13 protein-coding genes are annotated in these 17,050 nt (G+C 40.7%); 7 read left to right on the plus strand and 6 right to left on the minus strand.

The window, feature by feature from the left end; translation table 11 throughout:
- Positions 1–44: 44 nt before the first annotated feature.
- Positions 45–1,094: an L-threonine 3-dehydrogenase gene (tdh, locus tag IE867_RS01665; protein WP_192483212.1), complete on the minus strand. Its 1,050-nt coding sequence runs from the start codon at positions 1,092–1,094 to the stop codon at positions 45–47.
- A gap of 13 nt (positions 1,095–1,107) precedes the next feature.
- Positions 1,108–2,301, minus strand: coding sequence for a glycine C-acetyltransferase (locus IE867_RS01670; RefSeq protein WP_192483044.1), 1,194 nt, complete (start codon positions 2,299–2,301; stop codon positions 1,108–1,110).
- Between the two features lie 373 nt (positions 2,302–2,674).
- Here IE867_RS01670 and IE867_RS01675 point away from each other — a divergent pair, with 373 nt between their 5' ends.
- The 4 genes from IE867_RS01675 (at position 2,675) to IE867_RS01690 (ending at position 8,273) form a co-directional block, all read left to right on the plus strand.
- Positions 2,675–5,074, plus strand: a complete 2,400-nt coding sequence (locus tag IE867_RS01675; protein ID WP_192483213.1) for a DNA translocase FtsK — start codon at positions 2,675–2,677, stop codon at positions 5,072–5,074.
- A 3-nt stretch (positions 5,075–5,077) separates the two neighbouring features.
- Entirely contained in the window at positions 5,078–5,815 is a 738-nt protein-coding gene (lolA, locus tag IE867_RS01680; protein ID WP_192483045.1) for an outer membrane lipoprotein chaperone LolA, read from the plus strand.
- A 78-nt stretch (positions 5,816–5,893) separates the two neighbouring features.
- Positions 5,894–7,108, plus strand: a complete 1,215-nt coding sequence (locus IE867_RS01685; protein WP_192483046.1) for a cation:proton antiporter — start codon at positions 5,894–5,896, stop codon at positions 7,106–7,108.
- Position 7,109: 1 nt separating this feature from the next.
- Positions 7,110–8,273 carry a M20 metallopeptidase family protein gene (locus tag IE867_RS01690; protein ID WP_404826246.1) on the plus strand — a complete coding sequence of 388 codons (1,164 nt, stop codon included), beginning with the start codon at positions 7,110–7,112 and terminating at the stop codon, positions 8,271–8,273.
- On the opposite strand, the gene IE867_RS01695 is transcribed toward IE867_RS01690, so the two are convergent.
- A complete protein-coding gene (locus IE867_RS01695; protein ID WP_192483048.1) occupies positions 8,256–10,040 on the minus strand; it encodes a glycosyltransferase in 1,785 nt (594 codons plus the stop codon). The genes IE867_RS01690 and IE867_RS01695 overlap by 18 nt on opposite strands.
- Before the next feature lie 178 nt (positions 10,041–10,218).
- Positions 10,219–10,602, minus strand: a complete 384-nt coding sequence (locus tag IE867_RS01700) for a hypothetical protein (protein WP_192483049.1) — start codon at positions 10,600–10,602, stop codon at positions 10,219–10,221.
- Positions 10,603–10,813: 211 nt separating this feature from the next.
- On the opposite strand from IE867_RS01700, the gene ettA reads away from it, so the two are divergent.
- Positions 10,814–12,490, plus strand: a complete 1,677-nt coding sequence (gene ettA, locus IE867_RS01705; protein WP_192483050.1) for an energy-dependent translational throttle protein EttA — start codon at positions 10,814–10,816, stop codon at positions 12,488–12,490.
- Here ettA and IE867_RS01710 read toward each other — a convergent pair.
- The gene (locus IE867_RS01710) at positions 12,480–13,721 is read right to left on the minus strand and encodes a pyridoxal phosphate-dependent aminotransferase (protein ID WP_192483051.1); all 1,242 of its coding nucleotides are present in this window, start codon (positions 13,719–13,721) and stop codon (positions 12,480–12,482) included. The two genes, ettA and IE867_RS01710, sit on opposite strands and share 11 nt — an antisense overlap.
- Positions 13,722–13,878: 157 nt before the next feature.
- Positions 13,879–15,438: a glycerol-3-phosphate dehydrogenase gene (gene glpD / locus IE867_RS01715; RefSeq protein ID WP_192483052.1), complete on the minus strand. Its 1,560-nt coding sequence runs from the start codon at positions 15,436–15,438 to the stop codon at positions 13,879–13,881.
- Between the two features lie 229 nt (positions 15,439–15,667).
- Here glpD and rpsT point away from each other — a divergent pair, with 229 nt between their 5' ends.
- Together rpsT and lpxD are read left to right on the plus strand one after the other, a co-directional pair.
- Complete coding sequence (gene rpsT / locus IE867_RS01720; RefSeq protein WP_151194416.1) at positions 15,668–15,943, plus strand: 30S ribosomal protein S20; 276 nt, start codon at positions 15,668–15,670, stop codon at positions 15,941–15,943.
- Between the two features lie 72 nt (positions 15,944–16,015).
- Positions 16,016–17,038, plus strand: coding sequence for a UDP-3-O-(3-hydroxymyristoyl)glucosamine N-acyltransferase (gene lpxD / locus IE867_RS01725; RefSeq protein WP_192483053.1), 1,023 nt, complete (start codon positions 16,016–16,018; stop codon positions 17,036–17,038).
- Positions 17,039–17,050: the final 12 nt, after the last annotated feature.

The raw sequence follows: 17,050 nt of genomic DNA on the forward strand, positions 1-17,050 counted from the left end.
CCGCAAAATGATTTATGATGGGTATAAAATATAAATTATTAGACTTATGCCCAGTTCAAAATAACTTTACCGCACTGCCCTGATTTCATCAGTTCAAACCCTTCTAAGAAATCATCAACATGAAATTGATGTGTGATTACAGGGTTTACATTTAAGCCTGAGCCAACCATGCTTGCCATCTTGTACCAAGTTTCATAGATCTCACGCCCGTAGATACCCTTTAAGTGCAAGCCTTTAAAAACGATATCATTCCATGGCACGGTGACTTCAGCACCACCAATACCTAACAAAGCAATGTTACCACCATTATTCATTGTCTGAATCATCGCATTAATTGCTGCTTGATGCCCTGACATCTCAAGACCAACATCAAAGCCTTCGGTCATACCAAGATCGTTCATTGTCTCTTGTAACGCATTAGCTTGCTCAGTTGCTGTTTTATAGTCTTTGACATTTAGGGCAACACTCGCCCCCATTTGCCTTGCCAGCTCTAAGCGATAATCATTAATATCAGTAATCACAATATGCTTAGCACCGACGTGACGCGCAATTGCCACTGCCATAATGCCAATGGGACCGGCACCTGTAATCAGTACATCTTCACCGGTAAGATCAAAAGATAGCGCGGTATGTACGGCATTACCAAAAGGATCAAACATGCTAGCAATATCATCACTGACATAATGAGGTACTTTAAAGGTATTCTCCGCAGGAATCGCTAAATACTCAGCAAACGCACCTTGACGATCAACACCAACACCGACAGTATTGCGACATAGATGACGCTTACCGGCACGGCAATTGCGACAAAACCCACAAGTGATATGCCCTTCACCTGAAACGCGATCACCAATTTTAAAGCCCTTAACCTCACAGCCTACGTCAACAATCTCACCAACAAACTCATGCCCAACTGCCATCGGTACTGGGATTGTTTTTTGCGACCACTCATCCCATAGATAAATATGCAAGTCCGTACCACAAATTGCTGTTTTCTTGACTTTGATCAACACATCATTATGCCCAACTTCAGGAATAGGTAGCTCAGTCATCCAAATACCCGGCTCAGCTTTGAGCTTAGATAATGCCTTCATTGTTTTGTGCATTTTAAATAATCCCCATTTCCTTACCAACTTCAGTAAATGCCTGAACGGTTCTATCAATTTGCTCAAGCGTATGTGCAGCTGACATTTGTGTACGAATACGCGCTAAACCTTTAGGAACCACAGGATAGGAAAATGCAATCACATAAATACCTTTTTCAAGTAACTTCTCTGCCATTTCAGCAGCTTTTTTCTCTTCATATAACATCACAGGTATAATTGGGTGTTCACCAGGAATCAAGTCAAAACCTGCTGCGGTCATTTTTTGTCTGAAATATTTTTGATTGCGTTGCAACACATCACGTCTGTCATCTGAGCTCATCGCCAATTTAATCGCTGCCATTGATGTTGCTGCAATCATCGGTGCTAAGGCATTTGAAAATAAATAAGGACGTGCTTTTTGTTTTAACATCTCAGCAATTGGCGCACGCGCTGCAACAAAGCCACCTGAAGCACCACCTAATGCTTTACCCAACGTACTGGTGATAATATCGACTCGGCCCTCAACACCGCAATAGCTTGGTGTACCACGCCCCTGTTCACCAATAAAACCGGTGGCATGCGAGTCATCCACCATCACAATGGCATTGTACTTATCCGCCAAATCGCAGACACCTTGTAAATTGGCAATAATACCATCCATTGAGAAAACACCATCAGTAACGATAAGCTTAAAGCGCGCACCTTTCTCATCAGCTGCTTGCAATTGCGCCTCAAGATCACTCATATCATTATTTTTATAGCGAAAACGCATTGCTTTACACAAACGCACACCATCGATAATACTAGCGTGATTTAACGCATCACTAATCACCGCATCTTCAGCAGTCAAGATAGACTCAAACACACCGCCATTAGCATCAAAACATGATGGGAACACAATCGTCTCTTCCATTTTTAGATATTGACTAATCAAATCTTCAAGTTCTCTATGTGGCGTTTGTGTGCCACAAATAAAACGTACAGATGCCGCCCCATAACCATATTGATCGAGTGCTTTTTTAGCAGTTTCGACTAGGTCCTTATTATCGGCAAGTCCTAGATAATTATTCGCGCAAAAGTTAATAACGTTCGCCCCATTTTTAAGGGTAATATCTGAGGATTGAGGTGAGTGGATAATACGCTCACCTTTGTACGTTCCTGCTTCTTTGATCTCATTAATCCCTTGACGTAAATGGTCATAAAATGCGTTATTCATCTTTAAGTTTCCTTATGTTAGTTTTTTATAGCAAATGAACTTGTGCCATTCTACCTGAGAAAACCTACTAGCGACAAGCAGAGAAAGGCAAACATCATTAATCTGTTAACATTCTATTAATTCTGGCAAAACGAGTTGCCTGCTTTGTTTTGCCCTTGGTATGATAGATGCGTTTAATCTCGATGAATATGAGGAATAAAGAGTGGCGCTGCTGCGTAAAAGTAAGAAAAACACATCACAAAAAGCGGATTCCAAGAAAACAAGAGCCGACAAAACAGCTAAAACAGCAAAACAATCTGCCAATCAAGCAACCGTTAAAAAGGAGCTTCATCCACTGTTGGTTGATCGCTTACGGATTACTTGGCTTGTATTAATGGGTGCAATTGCCTTGTTTTTATTGTTATCACTTTTTTCATATAACAGTAATGACCCCGGTTGGACGATCGCTCAATCACAAGATAAGGTCTACAACTACGCTGGCATTGTTGGTGCTTATACTGCCAACATTATCTTAAGCATCTGTGGCGTCTTTGGTTTTTTGATCCCCTTTTTATTGGTCTATGGCATTTGGCAGCTTTTCCTTGAGCGTAAAACCTTTGCTGAAAGTAGTATTCTGCTGATGCTTATGCGTTTTGCCGGTGCTATTTTACTCATCTTTGCAGGTAGTGGGCTTGCACAAATTGCCCTGTCTGTTTTTAGTGTCTACATGCCTGAAGGTGCTGGTGGCATTCTAGGGCAAGAAGTCGCTAAATATGCCATTTTATACCTGAGCACTGCGGGTAGCATTTTGGTGCTTATTGTTGCTTTCGCCTTAGGTTTAACCTTGTTCTCAGGTGGTTTTTGGATTCGCTCACTTGCCGCTCTTATTCGTTTTATTGTGATGACGCTAAAAGACTTCTTCACAAGCTCTGACGAAGAAAAAGAGCAAAGAGCACTTAAGCGCGCTGAACAAAAAGCACAAAAAGAAGCGCTAAAGCAGCAGAAAAAGGATGAAAAGGCACAATTAAAAGAGCAAAAATTACTGACACAAAATGCAAAGAAAGAACAAAAGCAGCAACAGCAAGATAATTTGATTGCTGAGCATGACACACTTGATCACTTACACTACAATGCCCCAGACATCAATCAACGCATAGATGATCGCGAGATCTCTTTTGAACCTTTTGATGATGAATTCACACCAAAACCCCTAACAAAAGCGCTGGATGATGAGGTATTACCTAAGATCGATGATATCCCTTTACCAGTACCTATAAATAAGTCATCAAAACCTAAAAAACCTAAAAATAAGACCGATAAAATTACTGGTCTACCATCATTAGATCTATTAGATGATCCTGAAGCAAAAAAAGAGCTTATCTCTAAAGAATTCTTACAAAAGATGGCGTTATTGGTAGAAGAGAAATTGGCCGATTTTGGTGTGCAGGTTAAAGTTGTTGGTAGTTATCCAGGACCCGTGATCACCCGTTTTGAAGTGGAACTTGCCCCAGGGGTTAAGGTTAGTAAATTAAGTGGTTTGGCGCAGGATTTAGCGCGTTCCCTATCAGCGGCACGTGTGCGTGTTGTTGAAGTCATTCCAGGCAAACCCTATGTAGGCCTTGAGCTACCAAATCAAAAGCGTGAAATGGTGCGTTTAAAAGAGGTATTGGCACATAAGAAGTTTATCGAATCTAGCTCCCCTTTGACCATGGGATTGGGCGTTGACATTGCAGGCACACCTGAAACAGCTAATCTTGCCAAAATGCCACATCTACTGGTTGCAGGAACCACAGGTTCTGGTAAATCAGTTGGTGTCAATGCGATGATTATCAGTATGCTGTATAAGTCAACACCGGATGATCTGCGTCTTATTATGATTGATCCAAAAATGCTTGAGTTATCGATCTATGAAGGGATCCCTCATCTTTTGACACCGGTTGTTACTGATATGAATGAGGCGGCTAATGCGCTACGTTGGTGTGTCAAAGAAATGGATCGACGTTATGAGCTTATGGCAGCCGCGGGTGTCCGCAACATTGCCGGATTAAATGAGAAAATCCTTGAGGCTGAAAAATCAGGCGAGCCAATGAAAGATCCACTGTGGCTTAAGCTGCGCCCAGGACACGATGAAGATGCGCCATTATTAGAGAAGCTACCTTACATCGTTGTCATTGCCGATGAGTTTGCCGATATGATGATGGTTGTGGGTAAAAAAGTGGAAGAGTTGATTGCACGCTTGGCACAAAAAGCACGAGCAGCAGGTATTCACTTAATCCTTGCAACACAACGCCCATCGGTTGATGTTGTCACAGGTTTAATCAAAGCCAACATTCCAACACGTATTGCCTTTCAAGTGTCATCAAAGATTGACTCACGCACCATTTTAGATCAACAAGGTGCTGAACAGCTTTTAGGTCATGGTGATATGCTTTATCTACCGCCTGGTTCAGGTGTACCTGCACGTGTGCATGGTGCTTTTGTCGATGATGATGAAGTGCATCGCGTGGTTGCCGCATGGAAAGAAATGGGCGAACCTGAGTATATCGATAGCATCACCGCTAGTGAAGATGAAGAAGGAGGTAACAGCGAAGGAGGTGCTGATAGCACCGACCCACTATATGATGAAGCCGTTAAAATCGTACTTGAAACACAGCGCGCATCAATTTCAAACATTCAGCGCCGCTTGCGTATTGGTTATAACCGCTCAGCACGTTTAATTGAGGAAATGGAAGCAGCTGGTCTTGTGAGTGAAATGCAAAGCAACGGTATGCGCGAAGTACTGGTAAAAAGGTGATAAATGAACAATATACAAAAAATACAGCCATTGATTAAATATGGCCTTTTAGGTTTAACCTCCGTTACCCTACTCTCTAGCGCACTATTAAAACCTGCGTTTGCAGCGGACAAAAACAACACACCAGTAGCAACTAAAACCACCTCCCTTGAGAGCACTAAAAATATTAAGAATACTGAAAATATCAAAAACAATGATGCTAATAGTACATTGTTTACGTTATTAACCAACCTTAAAAACATGCATGCCAAATTTCGTCAAAGTCTAGTTAATCCACAACAAGGCATTAAAGAAACGAGTATAGGTGAGTTATGGGTGAGCAAACCAAGCTTTTTTAAATGGCAGGTTGAGTCCCCACAAAAACAAATGCTGCTATCTAATGGTCAAAAACTTTGGAACTATGATGAAGATTTAGAGCAAGTGACAATTAGCGAGGTGCCTAAAAACATCTCGCAAGCGCCCTATTTACTGCTATTAACCGGTGATAGCAAAGTATTGCAAAAACTCTTTAGTATCACGCAAAATGGTGAGCACACTTATCGCTTAACACCTAAAGTGAATGATCAGTCTTTGATTAAATATATCAATATTACTTTCGCTGACAGCACACCAAAGTCCATGCTTATCCAAACAGAAGTTGGACAGTCCACGCATATTGAGTTTTATGATATTTCCACTGCAAAGATCCCCGCTAAAACCTATGACTTCACGCCACCTGAAGGAGTTGATGTATTAGGCTAGAAATAGCTTTGACGATAATAATGCCTACGTAGGGGCGTATTGCATACGCCCTATAAACATAATAAACAAGGATTATTCATGCATACGCTTGAAACGCTTAAACACCTATTTACCCTACCGCTAGATAATCCTGTGAGCATTTTTGCCGTTGTTTTAGCACTTATTCTTGCGGCCAAAGTGATTTGTCATTACAGTAAAATACCGAGCATCATCGGGCTGATTGTCACCGGTATTATCGTCGGCCCCCATGCTTTAAATATTTTAGATCAAAACCTTGCGGTAACGATTTTTGCTACCACGGGGCTCCTTTATATTATGTTTCTAGCTGGTCTTGAGCTTGAGATGAAAGAGTTTAAACTACATAAACGCAAGAGCATACTCTTTGGCATACTGACCTTTATTATTCCTTTTGCTATAGGTTTCCCCGTGTTTTATTATGCCTTTGGTTTTCAAGTTAATGCAGCCATTTTAGTTGCGATTATGTTTTCAACGCACACCTTAATTGCTTACCCGATGGTCAGTAAAAAAGGACATGCCAAACGCCAAGCAGTTGCCATTGCCGTGGGCGGCACCATTATTACCGATACGGTAGTACTACTTATTCTGGCATTGGTTACCGGACTTCATCAAGAAGGTAGCAGTATGATGATGCTGATAAGTCTTGTCATTGGTTTTATCTTTTTCAGTCTTATTGCCTTTGTTGTTATCCCCTATATTGCTAAAGGATTTTTTTATCTCTTTGCCCGCAAGAAAAGTCTGCATTACACCTTTGTATTATTAGTCGTTTTTCTGTTGGCATTACTTGCTGAGATCATTAGCGTTGATGCGATTATTGGCGCGTTTTTTGCAGGTCTGTCCTTAAATCGTTTTGTTGCCAAAAAGAAAAAGTTAAAAGCCGAAATTCATTTTATTGGTGACACCTTATTTATTCCGGTTTTCCTGATTAGCGTTGGTATGATTGTGAACTTACATGTGCTTGTTGATATTCATCATGTCTTAGGTATCGCGATTACTTTAATCATTGTTGCGCTTTTAAGTAAATGGCTTGCCGCAAAATTTACCCAGATTACACTTAAACTGTCCCCCCTTGATGGTCGTTTAATCTTTGGCTTAAGTAGCGCGCACGCTGCTGCAACTTTAGCGATTATTTTGGTCGGCTATAAAACGGGGATTTTAAGTAATGCGATTTTAAATAGTACCATTTTGCTGATTTTAATCAGCTGCTTAACTGCCTCATTGGTTACAGCAAACACACTGAAACATTTGTCAAAAAAGGAGACTCACGGTGGCTAATATCATTGATGACTTAACGATTGACCAAAACTATTTACGTGAAGTGCGTGAGCATATTCACCGCCACCCTGAGCTTGGATTTGATGTTGAGAATACTGCCGATTTTATCGCGGACAAACTGCAAACGCTTGGGTTAACGATTAAGCGCAACATTGGCAAAACAGGACTTATTGCTGATTTGATTGTCAACCCTGATTACCCGATGATTGCACTGCGCGCTGACATGGATGCGTTACCCATACATGAGCAAAACACGTGTGATTATAAGTCAACCATCGATGGTAAGGCACATATGTGCGGGCATGATGCGCATTGTGCGATGGTGCTCACCACAGCGCATACATTGGTTACTCACAAGGCCCAATTAAAGATTAATGTGCGCTTCTTATTTCAACCTTCTGAAGAGGTTTTACCCGGTGGCGCACCGGCAATGATCAAAGATGGTGCATTAGAGGGTGTTAGCGCTATTTATGGCATCCATGTCTTACCCTCGATTGATGAAGGAAAAATGCAAATTTGCCAACCTGTCGCCTTAGCCGGTGTTGATCTATTTGATCTTACCTTTATAGGTAAAGGAGGACATGCCAGTACGCCATGCACGACCAATGATCCGATGATTATGGCAACGCAATTTGTCAACGCTGTGCAAACGATTGCCTCAAGAAACCTTTCAAGCTTTGATCCTGCGGTGATATCCATCACTGCACTTAACATAGGTAGCGCTTATAATGTCATTGCCGATAAAGCTAAACTTAAGGGATGCATTCGCTATCTTAGCCAAGCTGCGCGCGAGCTCGTTAAAAAGCGCTTATATGAAATTGCCAATGGCATAGCTGCTACTTATGCCGGATCGGTTGATATCGATTATCTATCTGGTTACCCTGAAACGCAAAATGATGCCAACTGTGCACAAAAATCCATTGCCGCAGCCAATCATGTGGTCGGTGAGAAAAACACGCTACTATCTCATATCCCATGGATGGCATCAGAGGACTTCTCCTACTTTGCCAAAGAGATTCCGGCATGTTATGCATTTTTAGGTGTACGCAATGAAGCTTTAGGCCTCACCTCGATGGTGCATGAAACAACCTTTGACTTGTCTGTGAACGCTATGGTTTATGGTGTGAAGTATTACTTAGCGCTATGCTTAGCGCGCACCGACTAATGTATCCTCAAAGGCAATGCTCATTTTATTAATTTCCTCGACTTCCTGCATACGCTCTTGACCAAACACAGGCAAAGCAAGTCCTAAACTTAATACAAAGCTCAAACCACCAAGCTGAGAAATAAGCGGCACAATCATCTCGTGACCATTATAAATTTCAAGCGTCGTCTTTGTTACAAACGCCCCTATGGCAAAAGCACAATAAAATAAAATGCTCTTATAACTTATCAATACACTTGTCCAACTTTGGGCACTTTCTGCTGTTTTGCCCGTTGGTTTCCAACCTTGCGATATCCCCATAAGATAATTATAAACGGCTTTCATTGACACCCAGATGATAAAGGAGTTCATCACAAAGAAGCCTAAGTAGAGTTCCCAGACACGCCTCAAGATGGACTGATTGTTTTTAGATTTATTTTTAAGTCCATAGCCGATGGCATAAAGCACGGAAGGAATAAAGCTAAGTGCTAACATACTTAGCCATATCCCAGATTGCGCTGGGAAAAAGATACTCAATAATGCAATAAATGGCGTAAGCACAGTAGAGAAAGAAAACATCTGATTAAGAATATCAAGCTTCTCTTTGACGCTGATATATCTTGAGCGGCAAATTTTACCAATGTATTTATGCGTAATTTGCATATTGCCATATGTCCAGCGCATCCACATCGATTGACATTCTTTTAAAGAAGTCGGAACCCACTCACCAGACTCCACCCATATTGTTTTGCCATATGACCCTTTAAAATAACAGCGAACGGCTGCAGCCACATCTTCGACAATCATCGGCTCACCACGAAACTCTTCAAGCCAGTTACCGACTTTTTGTAACGCCTGCATGGACCATATCGAGTTATGCCCTTGGAAGATCACAAAACCTGCCTGCCCAATCAAACTCATGCTATAGCGCAGCATATTTTGCGAAATGCATCCGATTTTAGCAAAGAAGTTACATGATTGATTGGTTCCTTTGATCAGAAGTGACGCAAACCCCAGACTGGGATCTTTGACAAACTCGGGCATTGTTTTAAGCAATGTATCCTCTTTTAATGTCGAATCAGCATCTAGCAATAGCACATGATCTTTGGTGATATGCGCCATACCAATATCTAAATTCTTTGGTTTAAAGCCGTCCGTACCTTGCCTGTGAATAAATTTATAATTTGTCAGCGAACCACTTTGCGCATGTTCTTCAACATAGCTTTGCCATTTTGCAAGATCCGGATGATTCAGATCACTATTATCAACGACTATGATTTCTTTTTTATCCTCTTGATAAATCAGTGCATTGGCTGAATCAAACGTTAATTTACAGACATCAAACGGCTCATTTCTTGTTGCGATTAAAATACTACAACTTGGCAGTTCAGTCGCATCAACTGGCTCATTCATTGGCACCTTTGGGCGAAACAGCAAATAATGAATGCACAGTATGCTCTTATACATCAACTGGTAAATAAAAGGAATGGATATGAAAATCATTATCTTGCCAATCAAGAATGATATTGTCTCAGGGTTATTCAATGACTTTAGAAGCCCATATAAAACAGCTCCTGTCATCAGCGCGCTTAATACAACAAATAAATATTGGTAACGCTGCTTAAATCTTGTCTCAGATCTAGAGGCCAACCGTAAAGATACTAATAACGATACGATTAGCATCATAATAAATAGCATGGGCAATAAAATGGCAGACGAATTGATCACCACAAAATAACCAATAGCACTTAATAATGCCACAAAAAGTGCACACTTACTGTAAGTCACATAAGCTCCTTAATATCAATTCTATTTTGTTAAAAACATGCATTATCAAGTCATTAGTTTTCGAACAAAAGCTGAATAATTAATAATACATAGGATTAGAAAAACAATATTCGTGACGATATCAAGATCAAATTAAGTGAAACTTAAGTAGAGAAAAGAATTATTAAAGATTGAGAATTTAGATTTTTTGCGCTTTATTAAACCAACGCATGGCTTTTGGCTGATACAAAATATAAAATGCGGCAATGATTAAAATAATTTCAATAAACACTAACCAGAAATTAAGCGGATGACTGGCGTGCTCTGGCAAATAAAAGATTAAAAACGCATACCAGATAATCGCAAGGATTATATAAATCCATTTTGCCGTTTTAACCCCTAAGCTAATTATAAATGCTACGGCTATTAGCACAATATAAGCAACTACATCAAGCCAAACATGCTCCATTGGAACCATAACCAATGTTGATGAGGTCAGCAAATCTAGCAGTCCTAAAATACTTGCACCATAAAGCATCCAAATGGCAGCATACACACGTTTTGGCCTAATTACTTTATTCATAAATGTAAACTCCTTTTAAAGGTTGATTATTGAAATATCTTTGTAATTTAATTTCCACCCAAAGTGTAGCCTAAAAACCTGATCTTTGGCTAGTTGGTTTGTGTTAATATCTGGGATTTTTTGCAATACCACTCGTGCATTATTTTACAGTGGTATATAATCGCCTGCGTTATAGATTATCTTATTATAAAAACAAACTAAGGATTTTTAAATGTCTGAACAATATATTTATTCAATGCATCGCGTTGGTAAGGTTGTGCCGCCCAATCGCTATATCTTAAAGGATATTTCGCTATCATTTTTTGATGGTGCCAAGATTGGTGTCTTGGGTCTTAATGGCTCAGGTAAATCAACATTACTACGTATTATGGCAGGGCTTGATACTGAGATCGTCGGTGAAGCAGCACCTCGCAAGGGCGTTAAAATCGGCTATTTACCGCAAGAACCACAACTTGATCCAACAAAAGATGTTAAGGGCAATGTTGAAGAGGCCTTAGCCGATCTTAAAGCACTGGTGACACGCTTTGATGAAATTAGCATGAAATTCTGTGAGCCAATGTCCGATGATGAAATGAACAAGCTACTTGCCGAACAAGGTGAGCTACAAAACAAAATCGATGCCGCAGGTGCTTGGGAGATTGATCGCAAACTTGAGATTGCAGCTGATGCACTTCGTTTACCTGCTTGGGATGCTGATGTATCAAAGCTTTCAGGCGGTGAAGTACGTCGTGTTGCCCTGTGTAAACTGTTATTATCATCTCCGGATATTCTGCTCTTAGATGAACCAACAAACCATTTAGATGCTGAGAGTGTCGCTTGGCTTGAGCGCTTCTTACAAGAGTACAAAGGTACTGTTGTGGCAATTACCCATGATCGCTACTTCTTAGATAATGTTGCTGAATGGATTCTTGAGCTTGATCGTGGTGAAGGAATTCCTTTTAAAGGTAATTACTCAAGCTGGCTAGAGCAAAAAGAAGCGCGTCTAGCCCAAGAAGAGAAAAAACAAACAGCACATAGAAAAGCATTGCAACAAGAACTTGAGTGGGTACGTCAAAATGCCAAAGGTCGTCAAGCCAAATCAAAAGCACGTTTATCGCGCTTTGATGAGCTAAGCTCTCAAGAGTTCCAAGAACGTAATGCCACACAAGATTTATACATCCCGCCTGGACCGCGTTTAGGTAATAAAGTCATTAATATTGATGGTATCAGCAAGGGCTTTGGTGATCGCTTATTGATTGATCAGCTTGGTTTTGAGGTTCCAGCAGGTTCTATCGTTGGTATTATTGGACCAAATGGCGCAGGTAAATCGACATTCTTTAAAATGATATCAGGCATTGAAACACCTGATGCGGGCAATGTTGAGTTTGGTGAAACAGTTGAGCTTGCCTATGTTAATCAGTCACGTGACACCTTAGATGGTGATAAAACTGTTTGGGAAGAAATCTCTGATGGACTTGATGTCATTGCTGTTGGCAAGTACACGATCCCCTCACGTCAATACGTTGGGCGCTTTAACTTTAAAGGTTCTGATCAGCAGAAATTTATTCATCAGCTTTCCGGTGGTGAGCGCAATCGCGTGCATTTAGCGAAGTTACTACGCAAGGGAGGCAATGTCATATTACTTGATGAACCAACGAATGATCTTGATGTCGAGACATTGCGCGCACTTGAAGAAGCCATTCTTGCCTTCCCAGGTTCAGTGATGATCATCTCGCATGATCGCTGGTTCTTAGATCGCGTGGCAACACACATCTTAGCCTTTGAAGGTGAAAGTAATGTTGTGTGGTTTGAAGGAAATTACGAGGCCTATATTGAAGATAAGAAAAAACGCCTAGGCGATGACTCTGTCGACCCTCATCGCATTAAGTACAAGAAGATTACTGCGTAGCTTCCCTCAACATCTGTTGTATTCTATCCAAGCCTAGCTTGATCTCGTCAAAGCTAGGTCCAAAGCTTAAACGCACATATTTCTTTAAGCGTGTATTAACTACTTTGCGCCTTTGTCCTGGATTAACATCAAAGAACTCACCTGGCACACAAATCACTTTGTATTGTAATAACGCTTTAAAAAACTTCATACCATCAGCAAGACTCTCTGGCAGGTTCTCCAAAGACGCAAAGCAATAAAAGCCACCTTCAGGGACTCTTGATAATACAAAGCCCATTTCTTTAAGACGTGAGACCATATAATCACGTTTTTTGACAAACTCACTCTGAATTGAATCCGCTTCTTGATCAGCATGTTTGAGATCCAACAATGGCACAACTGCCTTTTGTATTGCGTGTACAGCACCTCCATCTAAAAATGATCCAGCTGAAGCAATACCCTCAATGACTTCTTTTGGACCCAATGTCCATGAAATACGCAAGCCTGGATAACGCCAGTTTTTAGTCAATCCATCAACAATTAAAATATTGTCTTTCTCAACATCCTTGATATACGCGGCAGCACTTAGTGTTTTTTGGTTTTGATCATATAAATAATGTGAATAAAATTCATCAAATATCATCGAACAACCAATTTTTTTTGCTGAGTCAATCAACCATTTTAACTCATCACCAACAATGATCTGTCCTGTTGGGTTACATGGATTAGATAACAGCATTGCTCCTAAACCCATGTTAATCATCGCTTTTTCCATCTCAGCAACATCGGGCTTAAAACCATCGGCAATGCGATAAGAAATTGGCATCGACACAAAGCCACCAAAGACATTTAATAATTCTTCATAAGCAGTATAATCTGGCAGGAAATGTCCAAGATTAATATTATTCATCGTCGCGGCAATCCGACAAAGCGCTGAGCGACCACCTGATGAAATGGCCACATTTTCATAGGTATATTGTGATTTTCTATCAAAGCGATAGCGCTGGTTATATAGCTCAGCCACTGCTTTTCTAAGCTCAATATCACCTGCGACAGGGCTGTATTCAGCTGAGATTTGATCTAATGATATATCTTTTAAACGCGCAGGACTCTCAGGCATGTCTCCAGTTTCAGGTGCGCCTTGTCCTAAGTTAGACCACTCAGGATTACCATAATAAAAACCATGCGCTTGCGCCTTGGACATAACATAAATCACCCCAGTTTTTGGGACTCTTTTAAAACTGCTTTCCATTTAATTTCCTTTGTTTTTCTATGTAACTAATCATATTAACCATCCCCTGAAAATAATCGAAGGGTAAGGATGAAAACAACAGATGGCTTCGACTAACGCTCAGCCAACAATGTCAACGCACCCTGAGCTTAGTCGAAGGGTACGTTTAAGCTTGCATTTACAGTGATTTCAAATGCTTTTCTAACCATTGCGTTAATTGCTCTACTTCATCTTTTTTCAACCATAACCCAAGCTTACTACGACGCCACAATAGTGCATCAACATCGCGCACCCATTCATGTTCAATCAAATATTCAACCTCTTGCTGATAAAGATTATAACCAAAGCATATACCTAGATCATCATAAGATGTTGCATCCTTTAACACATCAACACTTTGCATACCATACGATGATGCCAAACGATAACTGTGTTTGTCTTGAAGCCATGGATAAGTTGCATTTAGCTTCATTAAAATCTCAGCAAATGAGTTTGCCTCACCACCTGGTGTTACCACTTTATCAGTTGTGCACGCCCTCATTTCTGGAAAAAAAGGAGCCAACTTATCCACGACATGTTTGGACAACGTGCGATAAGTCGTAATCTTACCACCAAAGATTGATAATACCGGTAATTTACCCTGATCATCTTCAAGCTCCAGATGATATTCACGTGTGATTTTAGACGGATCCTTGGCATGATCATCATATAACGGACGCACGCCAGCATAGCTCCAAATAATATCTTTTGGTGTAATTTTGCTTTTGAAATACCCATTGATCAATTGACACAAATAATCAGTTTCTTCCTGACTAATAGCAATATCGCGTGGATCACCTTGATAATTAACATCCGTCGTGCCAATCAAGGTAAATTCATTGTCATGCTCACTGGTAAAGCCATATGGCAGCGCAAAGACAATACGGCCATCGGCATTCTGCAGGATATACGCATGATCACCTTCGTATAACTTAGGCACGACAATATGACTACCTTTAATCAAACGCACTGCTGATTTAGAGCTCGTCTCTAGTACATCATGAATGACATCGGCAACCCAAGGCCCTGCAGCATTAACAACGGCTTTAGCTAGCACCGTTACTTCATCCCCTTTGTCATTTACAAGTGTCGCTTGCCAGCTACTTTCTGCCTTTTTCACCTTTTTTACCTCGACACATTGATATGGCATCAAGATTTTAGCGCCATGCGCTTTGGCCTGTTGTGCATTAAGCATTGTCATACGCGCATCATCAATCCGACAATCAGAATAGGCAAAACCAACACTGAAGTCATCAATCAGATTCTCACCTTCTAACGTGTTGACTAATGATATTTTTTGCGACTTTTTCAATGACATTTTACCCGCGAGAAAATCATATAAAAACATACCGATACGAATCATCCACACCGGGCGCAAATGTTTGGCATGCGGCAACACAAAACGCAAAGGATGGATAATATGTGGCGCTTTCTTAAGTAATACTTCACGCTCTTTTAAGGCTTCTTTGACAAGCTTAAATTCATATTGTTCTAGATAACGTAAACCGCCATGCACAAGCTTACTACTGGCTGATGATGTCGCTGAGGCAAAGTCTTTTGCTTCACATAATGTAACATCTAAACCTCTTATTGTGGCATCAACAGCCACCCCTGTACCATTGACCCCACCACCGATCACCAAGATGTCGGTATGAATAATATTCTTTTCCTGCTTTTCTTGCTTTTGCTGTGCTTGCATGACTTTATTTTCGCCGTTTAGATTGATACGCAGTTTGCCATTGTAGCCAAAATTATGCCTTTTTTCTAATGATTAAAAACACAGTGTTGACATATCATTCAAATCGGTTCAAAATACGCTGCGATTTTAAATTAGCAGTTGATCCTATTTCAGAAAAGCGTGTCCGTTTCTTGATTGTGGTGATCTGTCACTTGATACCTAAATATAGATAAATAATCGGAGAAGAACATTGGCTAATAGTAAACAAGCTAAAAAACGTGTAAGACAAGCAGAGAAAAACCGTCAACATAACATGTCTCGTCGTTCAATGATGAGAACATTCATGAAGAAGACCATTAAAGCAATCGAAGCAAGCGATTTATCTTTAGCAAAAGATTGTTTTGCTAAACTTCAGCCAGTATTAGATCGTTATGCTACTAAAGGCTTAATCCACAAGAACAAAGCAGCTCGTCATAAGAGTCGCCTTGTTGCTAAGATCAAAGCATTGGAAGTTGCTGCTGCGTAATCGCGCACTAGCCAGTTGATCAAAAAGCTCCTTAATGGGGCTTTTTTTTTATACGAATAAGGATATATAAACATGTACTCACTTAAAACACTTGCCGAAGATCTTGGTGGTTATGTCCATGGTGATGAATCTATCGTCGTTGATCGCTTAGCGACACTCAAAGGTGCCAAATCAGGCCATCTTTCATTCCTAGCCAATAGCAAATATATCAATGACCTTAAAGACACCAAGGCTTCAGCGGTTTTATTAACCAAAGAGGCGCTTGAGCTTTGCCCAACCAATGCGGTAGTTCTTGATAACCCTTATCTTGCCTTTGCTAAGGTTGCGGCTTTGTTTGATCGCGCGCCCAAAGCGCGTTCTGGCATTCACCCAAGTGCAACAATCGCAAGCTCTGCCAAAATTGCCGCAAGTGCATCCATTGCCGCCAATGTCGTCATTGGTGAGCATGTCATCATAGCTGAAAATACTATTATTGGTGCTAATTGTGTGATCCTAGATAACTCAAGCATTGGCACAAAGACAGAAATAAAATCTAATGTCACGATTTATCACGGTGTACACATTGGTGAACATTGCATTATTCATGCCAATACAGTGATTGGTTCCGATGGTTTTGGCAATGCCAAAGATGAGAAAGGTAACTGGGTTAAGATTCCACAAATTGGCGGGGTGACTATTGGCAATCATGTTGAAATAGGTGCTTGTACCTCTATTGATCGAGGCGCGATTGATGACACCATTATTGCCGATGGGGTTAAGATCGATAATCAAGTACAAATCGCACATAATGTCATTATTGGTGAAAACACCGCAATTGCCGGTTCAACAGGCATTGCTGGATCCGTTACTATTGGCAAAAATTGCTTACTTGGCGGTCAAGTCGGTGTTAGTGGTCATTTGGAAATCTGTGATAATGTATTATTAGCAGCTGCCTCAAATGTTAGCAAAAGCATTACCGAACCTGGCTTTTATACTGCAGCATTTAATGCTCGTCCGCATATGGACTGGAAACGCACCAGCGCGCGCATATTTAGGTTAGATAAACTGGAAACTCGTGTTAAAATGCTCGAGAAGAAATGCAAAGATTCTGAATAAACCAACGTAAGG

Source organism: Cysteiniphilum marinum (genome assembly GCF_014857925.1).
Taxonomy (GTDB): domain Bacteria; phylum Pseudomonadota; class Gammaproteobacteria; order Francisellales; family Francisellaceae; genus Caedibacter; species Caedibacter marinus.